This is a genomic window from Peribacillus sp. Bi134 (assembly GCF_918698065.1).
Classification (GTDB): Bacteria; Bacillota; Bacilli; order Bacillales; family DSM-1321; genus Peribacillus.
In genome coordinates this window covers 48,310-63,674 of sequence record NZ_CAKKLN010000002.1, presented here as the reverse complement: position 1 = coordinate 63,674, position 15,365 = coordinate 48,310, and the positions used below count along the sequence as shown (strand labels likewise).

The following is a 15,365-nucleotide window of genomic DNA, read 5'->3' as shown; positions in this document are numbered from 1 at the left end:
TCCCTTCCCTTCTCTTAGTAAGCCATGACGGGTGTTTTTACACGGAATGACTGAAATGCACCCTTTGGCCCGGATGGATAAACTTCTTTACCTGCCAATTGATTGATGATAATAGAATTTCGGAATGCTCCTAAGCCTAAATCCGGTGCACCCACACCATGTGTATGTATCTCGCCATTTTGAATAAAAAGATGATTCGGTGTAGAGATGGCCATTCCTACCCGATAGTCTTTCGTTATTGCAAGTCGACCCAAGTCATCGCGGACTAAATGGTCCTCCATGGTTTCAAGGAATGCCGGAAGGGTTGATTTATAGCCCGTCCCAAAAACGATCGCCTCTGTATCCACATCAAATTCGCTATCTTCTACCCACTGTCGGCATTTCAATTCCCAGCCATTTTCAGCAGGGGTAACCGCTGCAACTTCGGTCATTGCCCGAAGTTCAATGGACAGTTCCGCATTTCCAATCGATTTTTCATACATCTTGTCAAAAATTGCTGCGATTGTAGTGGCGCTGATGCCTTTATACAATAAATCCTGTTTTGGCAGGATTTCATCCTTTTTTTCCTGAGGCAGCCGATAAAAGAAATCAAGGTAATCCGGCGTGAAATATTCCAATCCGAGTTTTGAATATTCCATAGGGAAAAATCCCTTGGATCTTGTATACCAGTTTAGCTGGTAGCCATTTTCCTCCTGCTCATTAAGCAGATCCAGAAAGACCTCAGCTGCACTTTGTCCAGATCCGACAACCGTTACGGATTTTTTCTTTAAGATATTTTCTTTATTCCGTAAATAATCGGCCGAATGCAGGATGCTCTCTCCCATATATGGATGAAAAGCCGATGGAACAGTCGGGGCGCTGCCAATTCCCATGACTACATGACGGCTATAATAGACTTCGATCTTTTGTGATTGTGCATCCCTTACACTGATTTGATAGCAGGGTTCATCTTGATCCCCTATATATTCAACCGCCTCCACCGCTTTTCCAAAACGGCAGCTATCAAGTTGATGGGCAGCCCAGCGGCAATAATCGTTATATTCTTTTCGTGGAATCAAGAATTTTTCAAGGAAGTAGAAATGATAAAGCCGATCATGCTGCTGTAAATAATTCAGGTAACTATATGGACTTGTCACATCTGCCATGCTAACCAGATCGGCAAAGAACGGTACCTGCAGAGTTGTCCCTTCCAACAGCATCCCTTCATGCCAATTAAATTCCCGCTTTTTCTCAAAAAAGACGGCATTCACCTCCGGGGTTTTCTCCAAAAGGGCCGCAAGTCCAAGATTAAAGGGACCTATCCCTATCCCTACCAGGTCATAGATAGATTGTTGCTTCTCCATAGTTCCACTTCCTCTCGAAATTCTCCCGTGTACATGACATTAGCAATGCCGTTTTATCTGGGAGCTTAATTTCTTTAATTGGGGTAAACCCGCATTTTTCAAATAAATGAATCATCTTTGCATTCCTGATATCCGGTTCTGCCATCACTTTGTTTGTTGTTGAAGTCAGTAGTTGGAATTTCACCATTGCACGTAAAAACGGCAAAGCCAGTCCTTTTCCAAGGTAATCCGAATCACCAATGAGTAAATGAATGCCTTGATCTCCCTCTTCGGTTTCATAATAATCTTCGATGATATCGCCTTTTACCCAATACGATTCCCAATAGCTCATGGGAATGGAGTCCAGACAGCCTAAATAGAGTGTTTGGTGTGTATCAGCCAATGCCTTTTTTAAATGAACAGTGAATTTTTCTTTTGTGAAATTCAAATTCCAGTAGGGTATCACATGATCTTCATGCATCCATTTATGCAATGTATCCAAATCCCTCTCAAATTCAACTTTGACAAATGAAAGCTGCTGATTACAGTCCTTAAGCATTTCTTCATAACTATTTTTCATGGACGGCCATAACCCCCTGTGCGAACGGATTATCAATCGTTGTATAAACGGATTGTGTCTCAAGTGAACCGACAAGCTCATCCATATCATGAAAACGTGTCAGTAAATTAGCCTTACAAGATAATTCCCGGGCATGAAGCAATTTTGAAACAACTCGATTCAAACCTTCATCTCCGCTTTCCGTACTGCATGTTTCCAGTTGTTCCTGAACGAGCTGTAACAGTGTTTTTTCTGATACTAATCCTTCCGTACCAAAATTATTGATCAGGCCTAATAAGTGATTAAAGAAGAAATAGTATTGCAGTCTTTCTTCAGCGACTTCATCAGAACAAATCGTGAAGCTTTTTTCACTTAGTTCAGGCAAGATCTTCAGCAGCCTGTCCACTTTGGACTCACAGTAGTAATACCCTTGATTATCACGATAATAAAAAGTGGCTGGATACCCATCTTGAAGCTGAATGATGGAATTTTGTTGATGGGCCTCCAAAACAATTCCATACTCTTCAAATAGCCAAAGCATCGGTTTCAATGTCGTTGACAGATAGGTATTGAACCAATCCTTACTCACTTCTTCAGTACTGCGGTTTTCATCAGCTGATAATTTGCGGATGATCGCTCCAAGTCTTGATGGGGCACCATAGGCATTATCCTGACATAAGCCGGCAATCAGGATTGCTTGTTTATCGTTTTCATAAAAAGGGTTTTCCCGAATATCAACATCGAATCCTGATTCTTCCTCGGTTGTTTTGATCGTTAGGTAAGCAGGGTCCTTGATGATACGGAAGGAGGGGTGCCGTTCTTTTAGATCGTCGCCCACTTTAGAATCTATTAATTTTGCAATTTCGACACCACGATCCAATTCTTTTTGCAGATTTGCACGTAAAGAATTCGTGATTTTAACCGGAACGGAAAATTTGTACATATATTTCGATGTGGGACTATATACCGTTCTAAATGAAGAGGTGGCCGTGAATTTTTTTCCAAGCGGTCCGGCATAAACTAGTGTCCCTTGCTCGAGTAGCCTCTTGACCTCTTCTTTTTCGATAAGCACTTTTGCCTGGAGCGGGTGTGCCGGGATGATGATATATTGGCTTTCCTTTTGGCAATAAGTTCTTCGGAATTCACTGGAAATCTCTAGGTCACCGGCTAATTCCTGTTTAATGATCTCACTTGCCGATGTGACTTCACTGGAATCCTGGATGACAATTGAAGGTTCTGCCAGGAAGTAGTGCAGCTGAAACTCCCCTTTTAATTCGGGTGAATAGATCCATTCATCTTTTTCTGAAATTCCCTGCTTACTTTTCGGTGTCGGGTGGAACAGGTGCCCGAATAATAGCGACTGCTCTGCTTCGATGTAGGTGAAATCAGGACTTTGAAGTGCATCAACGTCTTCTTTCCTGGCTTCAACATACCGTTGAATATTTTGGCTGCTTAGGATGACGCGCAGCATCAACTCATCTTCACTATCCGTCCGGCCCTGCTCATTCAATAATTCTTTAGAAACAATCGAGACCATTGTCACGTAATCTAATTCATGCACTTGTTTGGATGCAGTTTGATAGTAAATCGGGAAGTTAAAAATATGACGCCCCGTTTCCGACCAATATTTAAGCGGAACAAGCAATTCAATATCTTGGGATATGAGCTTACTGACCATTAATGAATCCGAAATGGATCCCTCCAAATTCGGCCAGTTTTTCGTTTCTTCTAAACTGCAATTTCCGGTTTCCCGGAAATAACAATTCAGAAAGCTTTGCATCGTCGCCCTTTCAGCTATTTGCTTACCATTCATATTCATTCCTCCATCATCTTGAACATTTCACCTAATACTCGAATTTCGTCTAAAATTTCCTCTATGTGTTCAAGCCTCGTCATTGGATTCAATAGTGTCATTTTTAAATATACCTGGCCTTCAAAACGTGTTTTTGCTAAAAATGCACGTCCGCTTTTCAGTAATTCTTGCTGAATCTGTTTATTTAATAGATTTACTAACTGATCACTTTCTCCTTCGGGATTATAACGGAATACAACCGCATTCAATTCAGGTTCTTTATTCAATACTGTGAACCCTTCCTCTTTATCGATCTTCACAGCCACTTCACGTGCAAGTTGACAAGTGTAGTCGATCATTTCGGCAAAGGCATCCAGTCCAACGACCTTCAATGACATCCAGAGTTTCAGTGCGTCGAACCTTCTCGTCGTTTGAACCGATTTATTGACTAAGTGAACCATGCCCTCCGCTTCATCTTCCTGTGGATTCAAGTAATCGGCGTGATGCTGGATATATTGAAATGAGTTGCTGTCAGAGACAAGAAAAGCACCGCAACTGATGGGTTGATAGAATAATTTGTGAAAATCGACCGTAATCGAGTCCGCCCGTTCAATTCCGCTGATTAACTCTTTGTAATCCTTACTTAAAATCATCGCGCCTCCATATGCGGCATCGACATGCAGCCATATCCCATTCTTCCTTGCAGCTTCGGACAATTCGTGTAACGGATCGATTGAACCAAAATCCGTTGTTCCACAAGTTGCAACGATGGCAAAGGGAAGTAAACCCTGTTCCTCTAAATGCTGCAGTTGTTGATTTAATTCAGCTACGGACAGACGGTGATTTGAATCCGTTTTAATCGTGATTACAGCCTGTTCACCCAGCCCCAACTGTGCCGCTGATTTACGAACCGTAAAGTGGGCAGCCTCGGAGCATAAGATCCGCAATTTTTTCGCCTCGACCGGCAAGCCATGCTGTTGAACGTCAACACCCCAGAATTTCTTACAATAAGCGTCCCTAGCCAATAGCAGGCCCATATAATTAGATTGGGTTCCACCGCTTGTGAAAATCCCATCCGCTTGTTCCGGCAACCCTACCTGACTGCAAAGCCAATCTATTAAACGCTCTTCAACGAAGGTTGCCGCCGAGCTTTGATCCCATGAATCCATGGATTGATTCAACGTACCGATAATCATTTCGGCAGCCACCGCAGGTATTAATGTCGGGCAATGCAAATGTCCGATACAAGCAGGGCTATGTACATTGATGCTGTCATTAATAACAAACTCTGCCAGCTCATCCGCTACCGCTTCAAGTGTCTTCCCTTTTGGAGAAGCGAGTGTCAGCTCGTTTAATCTTGCTTCGATTTCATACGGTTTTTTCCCAGAGTATGGTGAATTATTCCCTTTTAAAAAGCTGGTCAGCTTTTTTTCAATGATGTTTAATGACTGGCTGTAGTTATTGAAGCCTTCTTCGTTATTCAGGAAAAATCGAGAATAGGCAAAATCCGTTTTATTTATCATTTCGATCATTGATCATTCACCCTCTTGCAACAGCTGCACGAACAGCTTGTTCAAAAATTGCAGTGGCCTCGCGAAGCTGGGATTCCGTAACGATCAATGGAGGCAAGAACCTCACTACACTTCCATGTCTGCCGCCAACTTCGAGAATCAACCCTCTTTGAAAACATTCCTGTTGAATGGCACTGGCAAGTTGCGAATCAGCAGGATGGCTCCCATTCGCATTTTGCGGTTCTTCATGATTGATCATTTCCACACCGATCATTAATCCCCGGCCCCTGACATCTCCGATCTGCGGAATATCTTTTTGCAAATCTTTTAAAATATCCTTTAAGATTTCTCCCATTTTAGCGGCATGCTCCACAAGATTCGTCTCTTTCATGTATTTTAAAGTTGCTGTTCCCGCTGCCATCGCCATTTGATTTCCGCGGAATGTACCGATATGTGCACCTGGAGACCATAGGTCCAGCTCTTTGTTATAAATAACCACCGATAATGGAAGACTTCCGCCTATTGCTTTGGATAGTACAAGAACATCCGGAACGATACCTGCATGTTCAAACGCAAACATTTTCCCTGTACGGCCGATACCTGATTGAACTTCGTCGATAATTAGCGGAATGCCCTTCTCTTTCGTTATTCTCCTGATTTCCTTAAGCCATGGAATTGGAGCTGGAATGGAACCTCCCTCGCCTTGTACTGCCTCCAAAATCATTCCTGCAGGCGCCAATAATCCTGATTCGGGATCGTTCAATAGATTTTCGATATACTGGCTGCTGATTTTATGGCTTTCTTCTCCGCCTATTCCAAAGGGACAGCGATATTGATAGGGATACGGCAGGAATTGTACATCCGGCATCAACCCTTGTATTTTTTCCTTTGGCTTTGTATTGCCGCTGATTGACATCGTTGCATGCGTTGCCCCGTGGTAAGCTCCTTGGAAGGATAATATGCTTCTATTGCCTGTCGCTGTTTTAACCAGTTTAAGTGCTGCCTCAATGGCATCTCCGCCAGTAGGACCACAGAATTGAATTTTTGCATTTTTCCTGAATTCCTCAGGCAGGCATTCAAAAATTTCATCGACGAACTGCTCTTTGATCGGCGTCGTAAAGTCCAATGTATGTAAAGGACGTTTATCCTTAAGAACTTTTTCCATTGCTTCAAGCACAGCCGGATGATTGTGTCCGAGCGCTAATGTTCCAGCCCCGGCAAGAAAATCAATATATCGTTTTCCATCCATGTCCGTTAGGTAAATTCCCTCCGCTTGATCGATCGCCATGGGTAATCTTCTAGGATAAGATCGGGCATTTGATTCCCTTGTATTTTGTTGTTCCAGTAGTTGATCATTTTTTGTAAGCATATTCGTTACCATAGTGAACCTCCATGTATTGAATTGATTGAGAATAATTATCATTATCATGGACCTTATTCTACTGATAATGATAATTATTCTCAATGAGTAAATTCACTCATTTTTCTTCTAGTAAATTCCAATAAAATTAAGAAAAGGTTAAAACTGGGGCCTATTCTCTATTAATCTATTGAATATAAAAATGTTGTTAAGGTTTTATTAAGATTCTGTTTATAAGCTGAATGCAGTCAAAAATCAAGGAAAGTGAGGAACAACAATGAATGGTTTAAAGGGAAGGCGGGAGCTCAAACATGCAATCTCCAAGGCGGATTGTCATTTATTAAGAAAAAATCTGCAAAACTTCATGAGGCTTGATCCGCATGGGCTGGATGGGAAATATTTAATTCGAAGTGTCTATTTCGATAACTTTGACAATAAAATCCTGCGGCAAAAAACAGAAGGATTCTATCACAGGGATAAGTTCAGGGCTAGACTTTATGATCACAATACCGATTTCATCAATCTAGAAAAAAAGAGTAAGCGGAATAACCTTACCTATAAACAGAAGTGCAGGCTTTCTGCCGAGGAATACGAACGGATCCGTTCTGGGGATATAGATTGGATGTCCGAAGATTCAAGGGATATACTCAGGGACTTATACGTTCAAATGACCCTTTTCCAAATCAAGCCGACAACCGTCGTTGACTATGAAAGGGAGGTATTCATCTATGAGTACGGAAATGTGCGGGTCACCTTTGACAGTAATGTGAAAACGAGCTATCGGGATACGGACTTCCTGAATCCCGAATTAATCGTGGTTGATGCTTTAGACCCGAATTGTGTCATCCTGGAAATAAAGTTTGACGAATTTCTTCCGGATATCATCAAACAATTGTTATCCATCATCGATACTAGAAAAACGGCCTTTTCAAAATACCAACTAAGCAGAAGATACGGCTGATTGAGCAAACATAATATTTGGAGGAATAGTAAATGGATACGACGACGACTAGCACCACCTTTAATGATATTTTCAAATCAAGCTTTTTGGACAAGACCGGGAGCTTTTCAATCATTGACTCCCTAATTGGATTACTGTTGGCATTTGCCATCGGGTTGTTCATTTACGTCATTTATAAGAAGACCTTTTCAGGTGTGATGTACTCACACAATTTCAATATATCCCTCATCATCATGACAATGGCCACGGCTTTGATCATCATGGGCATATCAACGAATATCGTTATCTCCCTTGGTATGGTCGGTGCACTCTCAATCGTACGATTCAGAACGCCTATCAAAGATCCCATGGATTTGGTCTTCCTATTCTGGGCAGCGGCCTCCGGGATTTTATGCGGGGCAGGACTAATTCCGCTGGTTATTATCGGTGCCATCTTAATAGGTATCGTCATGCTCATATTTGCCAATCGGATCACTGTTGAAAATCCATTTTTATTAATCGTTAAATATTCAGATGCTTCAATTGAAAAAACGTTGGAAGAAATGATATCCAACAAGGTGAAAAAGCATTCCGTCAAATCGAAATCCGTCATGGCGGATAATAACCTCGAAGTGACATATGAAATTCGATTAAAAGATAATAATGCCGAATTCATTAATCAAGTCAAGGACATGAACAGCGTTCACTCTGCCATCATGTTAAGTTATGATAGCAACTTCACAGCTTAAGATAGATGGCGGACATAAATATCCATGCCCACCCCTCTATATAAGACTACAGGAGGAAGGAGCCAAGGCATGTTAAAAACAAGATATGTTGTAGCGACCATTGGATTATTGATAATGATTTTTATAGCAGTGATGTTCTTCCTTCCCAATCTTCAAGTTGAAAAAGCCACTAAAGGAAATACTTATACAGAATCTGTATTTGATCAAAGTAAGGTGACAACCGTGGATATAACATTGGCTGATGAGGATTTGGATTCCATCCTGGATAACCCCACTGAAAAGGAAATCGTTAATGCCGATGTAACGATAGATGGGGAGACGGTTAAAAACGTGGGATTTCGCACCAAGGGAAACCTTTCCTTGAATTCCGTTGTTCAAATGGGAGATTCCGATCGTTACAGCTGGAAGATAGACTTTGATTATTATCAGGAAGATCAAGATTTACACGGTCTGAAGAAGTTGGCCCTAAACAATAATTACAGTGATCCAACCTATATGAGAGAATACCTTTCCTATGAATTAATGGATAAGATGGGCATAGCGACTCCAGGACATTCCTATATGTACGTGACCATCAACGGAAAGGAATGGGGCCTTTATCTAGGGGTGGAAGCTATAGAAGAAACCTTTCTAAATACCAACTTCACTGATGGCACAGGCGATCTCTATTATCCGGATGGTACGGGAAGCGATTTAAAGTGGATCAGCGAAGACATTGATGACTACACAGGATTAAACTTGAAAACAAACGATAATTCGGACCAATCCTCCATGATCAAAATGCTCGATGCCATCAATAATGGCGGGAATCTGGAGGAAGTCCTGGATGTCGATGAGATGCTGCGCTATTTCGCAGCCAATACTGCCCTTGTCAACCTCGATCACTATCAAGGAGATAAAAAGCACAATTACTACCTGTATGAAGAGAACGGGGTCTTTTCGATATTGCCTTGGGACTATAATATGTCATTTGGCGGTTATTCCGGAGGAGGCGGGCGACTGGCGGGCGACTCTGATCAAGAAACCGCTGACCAAAAAAATGGAACGGCTGCTGAGGGTAACGCCGATGCCGCTAAGCAGGATGACAAGGAACCCCTTGGAGGGGCACCGAATATGAACGGTGGCGGAATGATGGATATGAGCTCAAATTTCATGAATGAAAGTAATATCAACTTCAGCATTACCGAGCCTGTTTCAGGTACAACCCTTGAAGAGCGCCCTTTATTGAATGCCCTGCTTTCCAACGACGAGTACCGTGAAAAATATTATGATTATCTAAATGACATTGCCACAGATTTTTTCTCTGAAGAAAATATGACAGCAATGACCACTGAAATTACTAAATTGATCACATCATATGTGAAAAAGGACCCGACCAAGTTTTATACAATGGACGAGTATACAGAAGCAACGTCAGGCGAGGAAACCCTGATTGACTTCGCTGTCAAACGTGCTGAATCAATATTGGCACAGCTTTCAGGAGATTTGGTCGTGAAAGCCGAGACAGAAAGCAGTATGGGCGGCGGAGCTCCTAATATCGGCGATGACGCAAATGCAGGCCAGCAACCGCCAAACATGGGTGGCGAGAATGGGGCTGCGATGCAGCCACCGGACATGGACCGGGGCGGGAATGGTGCACCTCCTGGTTTAACCGGGAACATGGCCCAAAAGGGGGCAGGTAACAGCGCCTCATCAAAAGATACGATCATTCTATCTTCCGTGCTTCTAATCTTACTATTAGGTGCAATGGCTTTCGCCCACTTCTTTAAACGAAGAGGTAAAAAAGGATAATAGACTTACGAAAAACTGAGGTATCCCTAAAATTCGGGATACCTTTTTTGAATGGCGTATAGGCATTCTCCGGGTTATTCCTCCACATTTGAATTATTTTTAGCTACTAATCAATATAAAATACCCTTATTTGGTATAAAATAGTAAAATAGAGAGGTAAATGAACCTCTATCCTGAGGATTGTTCACTTGTTTATCATTTGATTTTAGTGGGTAAAGATTTCCATTATCACTTTTTCCGATCGCATTAGTTTCACTATTGTTAAAAACAGGTCGGTGTCAGGGGGGGAACGGATGAAAAGAAATCATACGATGATGCAATTTTTTGAGTGGCATCTTGAGGCAGATGGTTCTCATTGGGAAAGATTGAAATATTCAGCCTCAAAGTTGAAGGATATAGGAATTGACTGCGTTTGGCTTCCGCCAGTCACCAAAGGGCAATCCGTTGGGGATAATGGATATGGAATATATGACGGTTACGATTTGGGGGAATTTGACCAAAAAGGAACCGTTCGTACCAAATATGGAACCAAAGATGAATTGCTGCAAGCAATAGCCACCTGTCATAACTACGGACTTTGCGTTTATATCGATTTAGTCATGAACCATAAGGCAGGAGCTGACGGAACCGAAAAATTTGAGGTGATTGAAGTCAATCCAGACAACCGTATGGAAGATATTTCAGAACCATTCGAAATGGAAGGCTGGACCAAATTCGATTTTCCGGGACGTAAAAATAAATACTCTGACTTTAAGTGGAACCATACTCATTTCAATGGTACAGACTATGATGCCGAAAACGACAAAATGGGTGTATTTCGCATCACAGGCGAAAATAAGCACTGGAATAAGCATGTCATCGATGAATTCGGAAACTACGATTATTTAATGTTTGCCAACATCGATTACAGCCTGCCGGAAGTTCGTAAGGAAATGATTAGCTGGGGAAAATGGATGGTTGATACGTTAAAGTGTGATGGTTTTCGTTTGGACGCCGTTAAACATATCGATTATGAATTCATCAACGAATTTCTCCAAGAACTCATTCCTTATACAAAGGAACATTTTTTCATGGTCGGCGAATTTTGGAAGGCGGATGTTAAAGCCTGTCAAACTTACTTAGAGCAAACCAATCATGACCTCAACTTGTTCGATGTTTCCCTGCATTATAAATTTCATGAGGCCTCAAACGCAGGAACAGACTTCGACCTCTCAACCATCTTTGATGATACCCTCGTCCAAACCAATCCAGCAGAGGCTGTCACTTTTGTCGATAACCATGACTCCCAGCCTCATGAATCCCTGGAGTCTTGGGTAAAGGACTGGTTCAAGCCATCGGCATATGCACTTACCTTGCTTAGACTTTGCGGTTATCCGTGTGTCTTTTACGGAGACTATTATGGAATCGGCGGACCTTCTCCGGTGCCTGGGAAAAAGGATATCCTGGATCGCCTATTATTCGCTAGGTATGAAAAAGCTTACGGAGAACAAACCGATTACTTTGATGATCCAAATACGATAGGCTGGGTCCGGCACGGAGTTGAAGAGCTAGAAGGCTCAGGGTGTGCGGTCATTATCTCTAATGGAGATCACAACAGTGAAAAAAGGATGTTCGTCGGTGAACATCGGGCTGGTGAAATCTGGAGTGATTTAACCTATCATAGAGATGACCACATCACCATTGAAGAAGATGGGTTCGCGACATTCCCCGTTCATGGAAAAAGCGTATCCGTATGGGCCTTGAATAATCCACTCTAAAAAGAGAAAGCAAGGAACGGCATGTCTTTTGCAGATATGCTGTTCTTTGCTGATTACACCACCCAAGAAGATTTGGAAAAAGATAATTTTTCCATTCCGGTCAATCATGGTAAGATAAGGGAAAAAGGAGTTGAAGGAAAAGTGAAAAATGAAATCATTGAAAGATTCACTTCTTATGTGAAAGTGGATACCCAATCGAATGAGGAAAATCCCTCATGCCCTTCTACACCCGGACAGCTGACCTTGGCAAATGCATTGGTCAAGGAACTTCAATCCATTGGGATGAAGGATGTGACAATTGATGGGAACGGCTATGTCATGGCAACCTTGCCAGCCAATTCAAATAAGGATGTCCCGACAATCGGTTTCTTGGCCCATGTCGATACAGCAACGGATTTCACTGGAAAAGATGTAAAACCGCAAATCGTTGACAACTATGATGGCAAAGATCTTACTTTACATGAAAAATTGGATGTCATTCTTTCACCTGATGATTTTCCTTCGCTTAAGAACTATAAAGGGCATACCTTGATTACGACGGATGGGACAACCCTGTTGGGAGCAGATAATAAGGCTGGAATTGCCGAAATCATGACTGCCATGGATTACTTGATTCAGCATCCGGAAATCAAGCATGGAAAAATCCGTGTTGCTTTTACTCCCGATGAGGAAATCGGAAGGGGACCCCATAAGTTTGATGTAGATGCTTTTGGTGCCCAATTTGCCTACACCGTGGACGGCGGCCCACTTGGAGAACTTGAATATGAAAGCTTCAATGCAGCATCGGCCAAAATCCTGATCAAAGGGACGAATATTCACCCTGGTACGGCTAAAGGAAAAATGGTCAATTCAGCCAAAATCGCAATGGAATTCCATAATAGGCTCCCAGTGGCGGAAGCACCGGAATATACGGAGGGTTACGAAGGATTTTATCATCTGCTTTCATTTCACGGTGATGTGGAGGAGACCAAGCTTTCTTACATCATCAGGGATTTCGACCGCCAAAAATTTAATGACCGCAAGGAATATATAACAAAAGTAAGCGAGGATTTAAAAGAAAAATATGGGCAAAACCGGATCCAGCTTGAATTACACGACCAATACTTCAACATGAAGGAAAAAATTGAGCCCGTTAAGGAAATCGTGGATATTGCCCATGAAGCAATGGAGAAACTCGATATAAAACCGAAAATCTCACCAATACGCGGTGGTACGGACGGTTCTCAATTATCTTATATGGGACTGCCAACACCCAACATCTTTACGGGCGGGGAGAACTTTCATGGCAAATATGAATTTATTTCCGTCGATAATATGCTACTGGCCACTAAGGTTATCGTTGGCATTGCATCGCTTTTTGAAGAAAAGGCAAAGTAGCATGGTTTATTGAAAAACCCCCAGACTCCAAGTCTGGGGGTTTTGATTCAATATTAAGCGCGTGTCCAGTGACGGTGCTTGGCAATTGCCTCGATAAAGGCATAACCACTATTTTTATCCGTAATAGCTACAATGCCTCCGGCTGGATCATTGGAAACGATGCCTGCCTTCGATAAGATCTCGGCTCCTTCTTTTCCCGCTCCAATCGCTTTGAAATGATTGTAAGCTTCATCAACAAAGTAAATGGGTTCCTTGGACGCCTTTAAGGCATCGACACTCTCCTGGCCTCCTGCCACATATACAGCATCGAAAAGTACCGAATCGGCTGTCAGGAATGTCTGATTCACCTCGGCCTGCTGTCCTTCAGAACTTGTAATCAACCCACGATTAATGCTGATGATTTCAGCCGTTATACCTGCAGATTTAAATGATTCCAAGACTTGATCAACCTCCGGCCCGTTGAAACCATCTGCGGCCAGGATTGCCACTTTTCTTGTTGCGGCCGTGTTCACTTTCATTTGCTCCTGGCTTAAAGCTGGAGAAGCCAAGTCCATTTTGACCTCACTTTTGTTGGATGGAGGCTTCACGCCCACTCCAATAGCGATCGTTTTGGCAAGTTCGACATCTACATTGCTGAACATCTCGACAATTTGCTGCTGAACGTCCTTATTCTTCACTTTTCCCACTTCAAAGTGGAAAGCCTGTATAATATGCTCCTTCTCCACTTCCGTCATGCTATTCCAAAATAGTTTAGCCTGGCTGTAATGATCCTTGAAGCTTTCACTGCGCTGCCGGACCTTTCTGCCATCGACTTTTTCCTGGTAATGTGCATAGCCGCCTTCCTCTTCCGAAGCAGGTTCAGGAGAGTTGCCTGCAAGGGAATTTTTGTGGTAGCTGACCGGCCCTGGATTTATTGACATCCTATGCATGCCATCGCGCTGATTATTATGGACGGGGGCAACCGACCTATTAATCGGAAGCTCATGGAAGTTCGGTCCTCCCAAACGGGATAGCTGGGTATCGGTGTATGAGAATAAACGTCCCTGAAGCAGCGGATCATTTGAAAAGTCAATACCAGGCACAACATGCCCCGGATGGAAAGCTATCTGTTCCGTCTCTGCAAAAAAGTTATCCGTATTTTGGTTCAAAACCATTTTTCCGATTATTTTAACCGGGATTTGTTCTTCCGGCCATAGTTTAGTAGGATCAAGGATATCAAAGTCGAATTTGAATTCATCTTCTTCCTTAATCATTTGGACGCCAAATTCAAATTCAGGATAATTTCCGGTATCTATCGCTTCCCACAGATCTTGGCGGTGAAAATCAGGATTCTTCCCTGCAATTTTCTGTGCCTCATCCCAGACAAGGGATTTAACTCCCAGTACAGGCTTCCAATGGAATTTAACGAAATGGGCCACGCCCTGCTCATTTACAAAACGGAATGTGTGGACACCAAACCCTTCCATCATCCGGAAACTTCTCGGTATGGCCCTATCAGATAGATGCCACATGACCATATGTGCCGTTTCCTCATTGTTGGCGACGAAATCCCAAAAAGTATCATGGGCAGACGCGGCCTGAGGTATTTCATTATGAGGCTCCGGTTTAACCGCATGAATTAGATCCGGGAACTTAATGGCATCCTGGATAAAAAATACCGGAATATTATTTCCGACCAAATCATAGTTTCCTTCCTCCGTATAAAACTTTGTAGAGAATCCCCTTACATCACGGACCGAGTCTGCCGAACCTCGGGAACCTGCCACAGTGGAGTAACGAACGAATACTGGTGTCTTGACTGAAGGGTCTTGAAGAAACTTGGCTTTTGTATATTCGGTCATCGGTTCATATACCTGAAAATATCCATGTGCACCAGATCCCCGCGCATGGACAATCCGCTCAGGAATACGCTCATGGTCAAAATGAGTCATTTTTTCACGAAAATGAAAATCCTCCATCAAAGTTGGACCACGGGTTCCCGCTTTCAAAGAATGCTCATCCTCAGAAACACGCAAACCTTGGTTAGTCGTCATCTTTTCCCCATTATCGTCCACTCGATATTGATCCAACTGCCGCTGCTTACTTTGCTCATCGATTCTTCCGCTTTCATTTGCTTTCGTCATCCCACTCAATCCCTCCATGTCTATGAATTCAGATTAAATCGTGTTGTATGTATTTATTGATTCATAATAACTGCATTATCCTTC

At 42.6% G+C, this 15,365-nt stretch carries 11 protein-coding genes; 5 read left to right on the top strand and 6 right to left on the bottom strand.

The window, feature by feature from the left end:
* Window positions 1–14: 14 nt before the first annotated feature.
* The 5 genes from LQ188_RS03270 to LQ188_RS03250 are packed head-to-tail and all read right to left on the bottom strand — an operon-like array spanning window position 15 to window position 6,565.
* Complete coding sequence (locus LQ188_RS03270; protein ID WP_230176040.1) at window positions 15–1,343, bottom strand: lysine N(6)-hydroxylase/L-ornithine N(5)-oxygenase family protein; 1,329 nt, start codon at window positions 1,341–1,343, stop codon at window positions 15–17.
* The gene (locus LQ188_RS03265; RefSeq protein ID WP_230176039.1) at window positions 1,318–1,902 is read right to left on the bottom strand and encodes a GNAT family N-acetyltransferase; all 585 of its coding nucleotides are present in this window, start codon (window positions 1,900–1,902) and stop codon (window positions 1,318–1,320) included. Before LQ188_RS03265 ends, LQ188_RS03270 begins: the two co-directional genes overlap by 26 nt.
* Complete coding sequence (locus tag LQ188_RS03260; protein WP_101223951.1) at window positions 1,892–3,694, bottom strand: IucA/IucC family protein; 1,803 nt, start codon at window positions 3,692–3,694, stop codon at window positions 1,892–1,894. The genes LQ188_RS03265 and LQ188_RS03260 overlap by 11 nt, the downstream gene beginning before the upstream one ends.
* Before the next feature lie 2 nt (window positions 3,695–3,696).
* Entirely contained in the window at window positions 3,697–5,205 is a 1,509-nt protein-coding gene (locus LQ188_RS03255) for an aspartate aminotransferase family protein (protein WP_230176038.1), read from the bottom strand.
* 7 nt (window positions 5,206–5,212) lie between these two features.
* The gene (locus LQ188_RS03250) at window positions 5,213–6,565 is read right to left on the bottom strand and encodes an aspartate aminotransferase family protein (RefSeq protein ID WP_101223952.1); all 1,353 of its coding nucleotides are present in this window, start codon (window positions 6,563–6,565) and stop codon (window positions 5,213–5,215) included.
* Window positions 6,566–6,821: 256 nt separating this feature from the next.
* Between LQ188_RS03250 and LQ188_RS03245 the strand changes: the two genes are divergently transcribed.
* The 5 genes from LQ188_RS03245 to pepT all read left to right on the top strand — a co-directional run bounded on the left by LQ188_RS03245 (window position 6,822) and on the right by pepT (window position 13,158).
* Window positions 6,822–7,505: a polyphosphate polymerase domain-containing protein gene (locus LQ188_RS03245; RefSeq protein WP_230176037.1), complete on the top strand. Its 684-nt coding sequence runs from the start codon at window positions 6,822–6,824 to the stop codon at window positions 7,503–7,505.
* A 32-nt stretch (window positions 7,506–7,537) separates the two neighbouring features.
* Window positions 7,538–8,233 carry a DUF4956 domain-containing protein gene (locus tag LQ188_RS03240; RefSeq protein WP_230176036.1) on the top strand — a complete coding sequence of 232 codons (696 nt, stop codon included), beginning with the start codon at window positions 7,538–7,540 and terminating at the stop codon, window positions 8,231–8,233.
* 69 nt (window positions 8,234–8,302) lie between these two features.
* Window positions 8,303–10,024, top strand: coding sequence for a CotH kinase family protein (locus LQ188_RS03235; protein ID WP_230176035.1), 1,722 nt, complete (start codon window positions 8,303–8,305; stop codon window positions 10,022–10,024).
* A gap of 293 nt (window positions 10,025–10,317) precedes the next feature.
* Window positions 10,318–11,781 carry an alpha-amylase gene (locus LQ188_RS03230; protein ID WP_101223956.1) on the top strand — a complete coding sequence of 488 codons (1,464 nt, stop codon included), beginning with the start codon at window positions 10,318–10,320 and terminating at the stop codon, window positions 11,779–11,781.
* Between the two features lie 141 nt (window positions 11,782–11,922).
* Window positions 11,923–13,158, top strand: a complete 1,236-nt coding sequence (pepT, locus tag LQ188_RS03225) for a peptidase T (RefSeq protein ID WP_101224030.1) — start codon at window positions 11,923–11,925, stop codon at window positions 13,156–13,158.
* A 53-nt stretch (window positions 13,159–13,211) separates the two neighbouring features.
* Here the strand turns inward: pepT and LQ188_RS03220 are convergent, their stop codons facing one another.
* Window positions 13,212–15,281: a catalase gene (locus LQ188_RS03220; protein ID WP_230176034.1), complete on the bottom strand. Its 2,070-nt coding sequence runs from the start codon at window positions 15,279–15,281 to the stop codon at window positions 13,212–13,214.
* Between the last annotated feature and the right edge of the window lie 84 nt (window positions 15,282–15,365).

Bases quoted from the DNA above. Each gene is read 5' to 3' on its own strand.
- LQ188_RS03270 (WP_230176040.1), bottom strand. From the start codon at position 1,343: ATGGAGAAGCAACAATCTATCTATGACCTGGTAGGGATAGGGATAGGT.
- LQ188_RS03265 (WP_230176039.1), bottom strand. From the start codon at position 1,902: ATGAAAAATAGTTATGAAGAAATGCTTAAGGACTGTAATCAGCAGCTT.
- LQ188_RS03260 (WP_101223951.1), bottom strand. From the start codon at position 3,694: ATGAATGGTAAGCAAATAGCTGAAAGGGCGACGATGCAAAGCTTTCTG.
- LQ188_RS03255 (WP_230176038.1), bottom strand. From the start codon at position 5,205: ATGATCGAAATGATAAATAAAACGGATTTTGCCTATTCTCGATTTTTC.
- LQ188_RS03250 (WP_101223952.1), bottom strand. From the start codon at position 6,565: ATGGTAACGAATATGCTTACAAAAAATGATCAACTACTGGAACAACAA.
- LQ188_RS03245 (WP_230176037.1), top strand. From the start codon at position 6,822: ATGAATGGTTTAAAGGGAAGGCGGGAGCTCAAACATGCAATCTCCAAG.
- LQ188_RS03240 (WP_230176036.1), top strand. From the start codon at position 7,538: ATGGATACGACGACGACTAGCACCACCTTTAATGATATTTTCAAATCA.
- LQ188_RS03235 (WP_230176035.1), top strand. From the start codon at position 8,303: ATGTTAAAAACAAGATATGTTGTAGCGACCATTGGATTATTGATAATG.
- LQ188_RS03230 (WP_101223956.1), top strand. From the start codon at position 10,318: ATGAAAAGAAATCATACGATGATGCAATTTTTTGAGTGGCATCTTGAG.
- LQ188_RS03220 (WP_230176034.1), bottom strand. From the start codon at position 15,281: ATGACGAAAGCAAATGAAAGCGGAAGAATCGATGAGCAAAGTAAGCAG.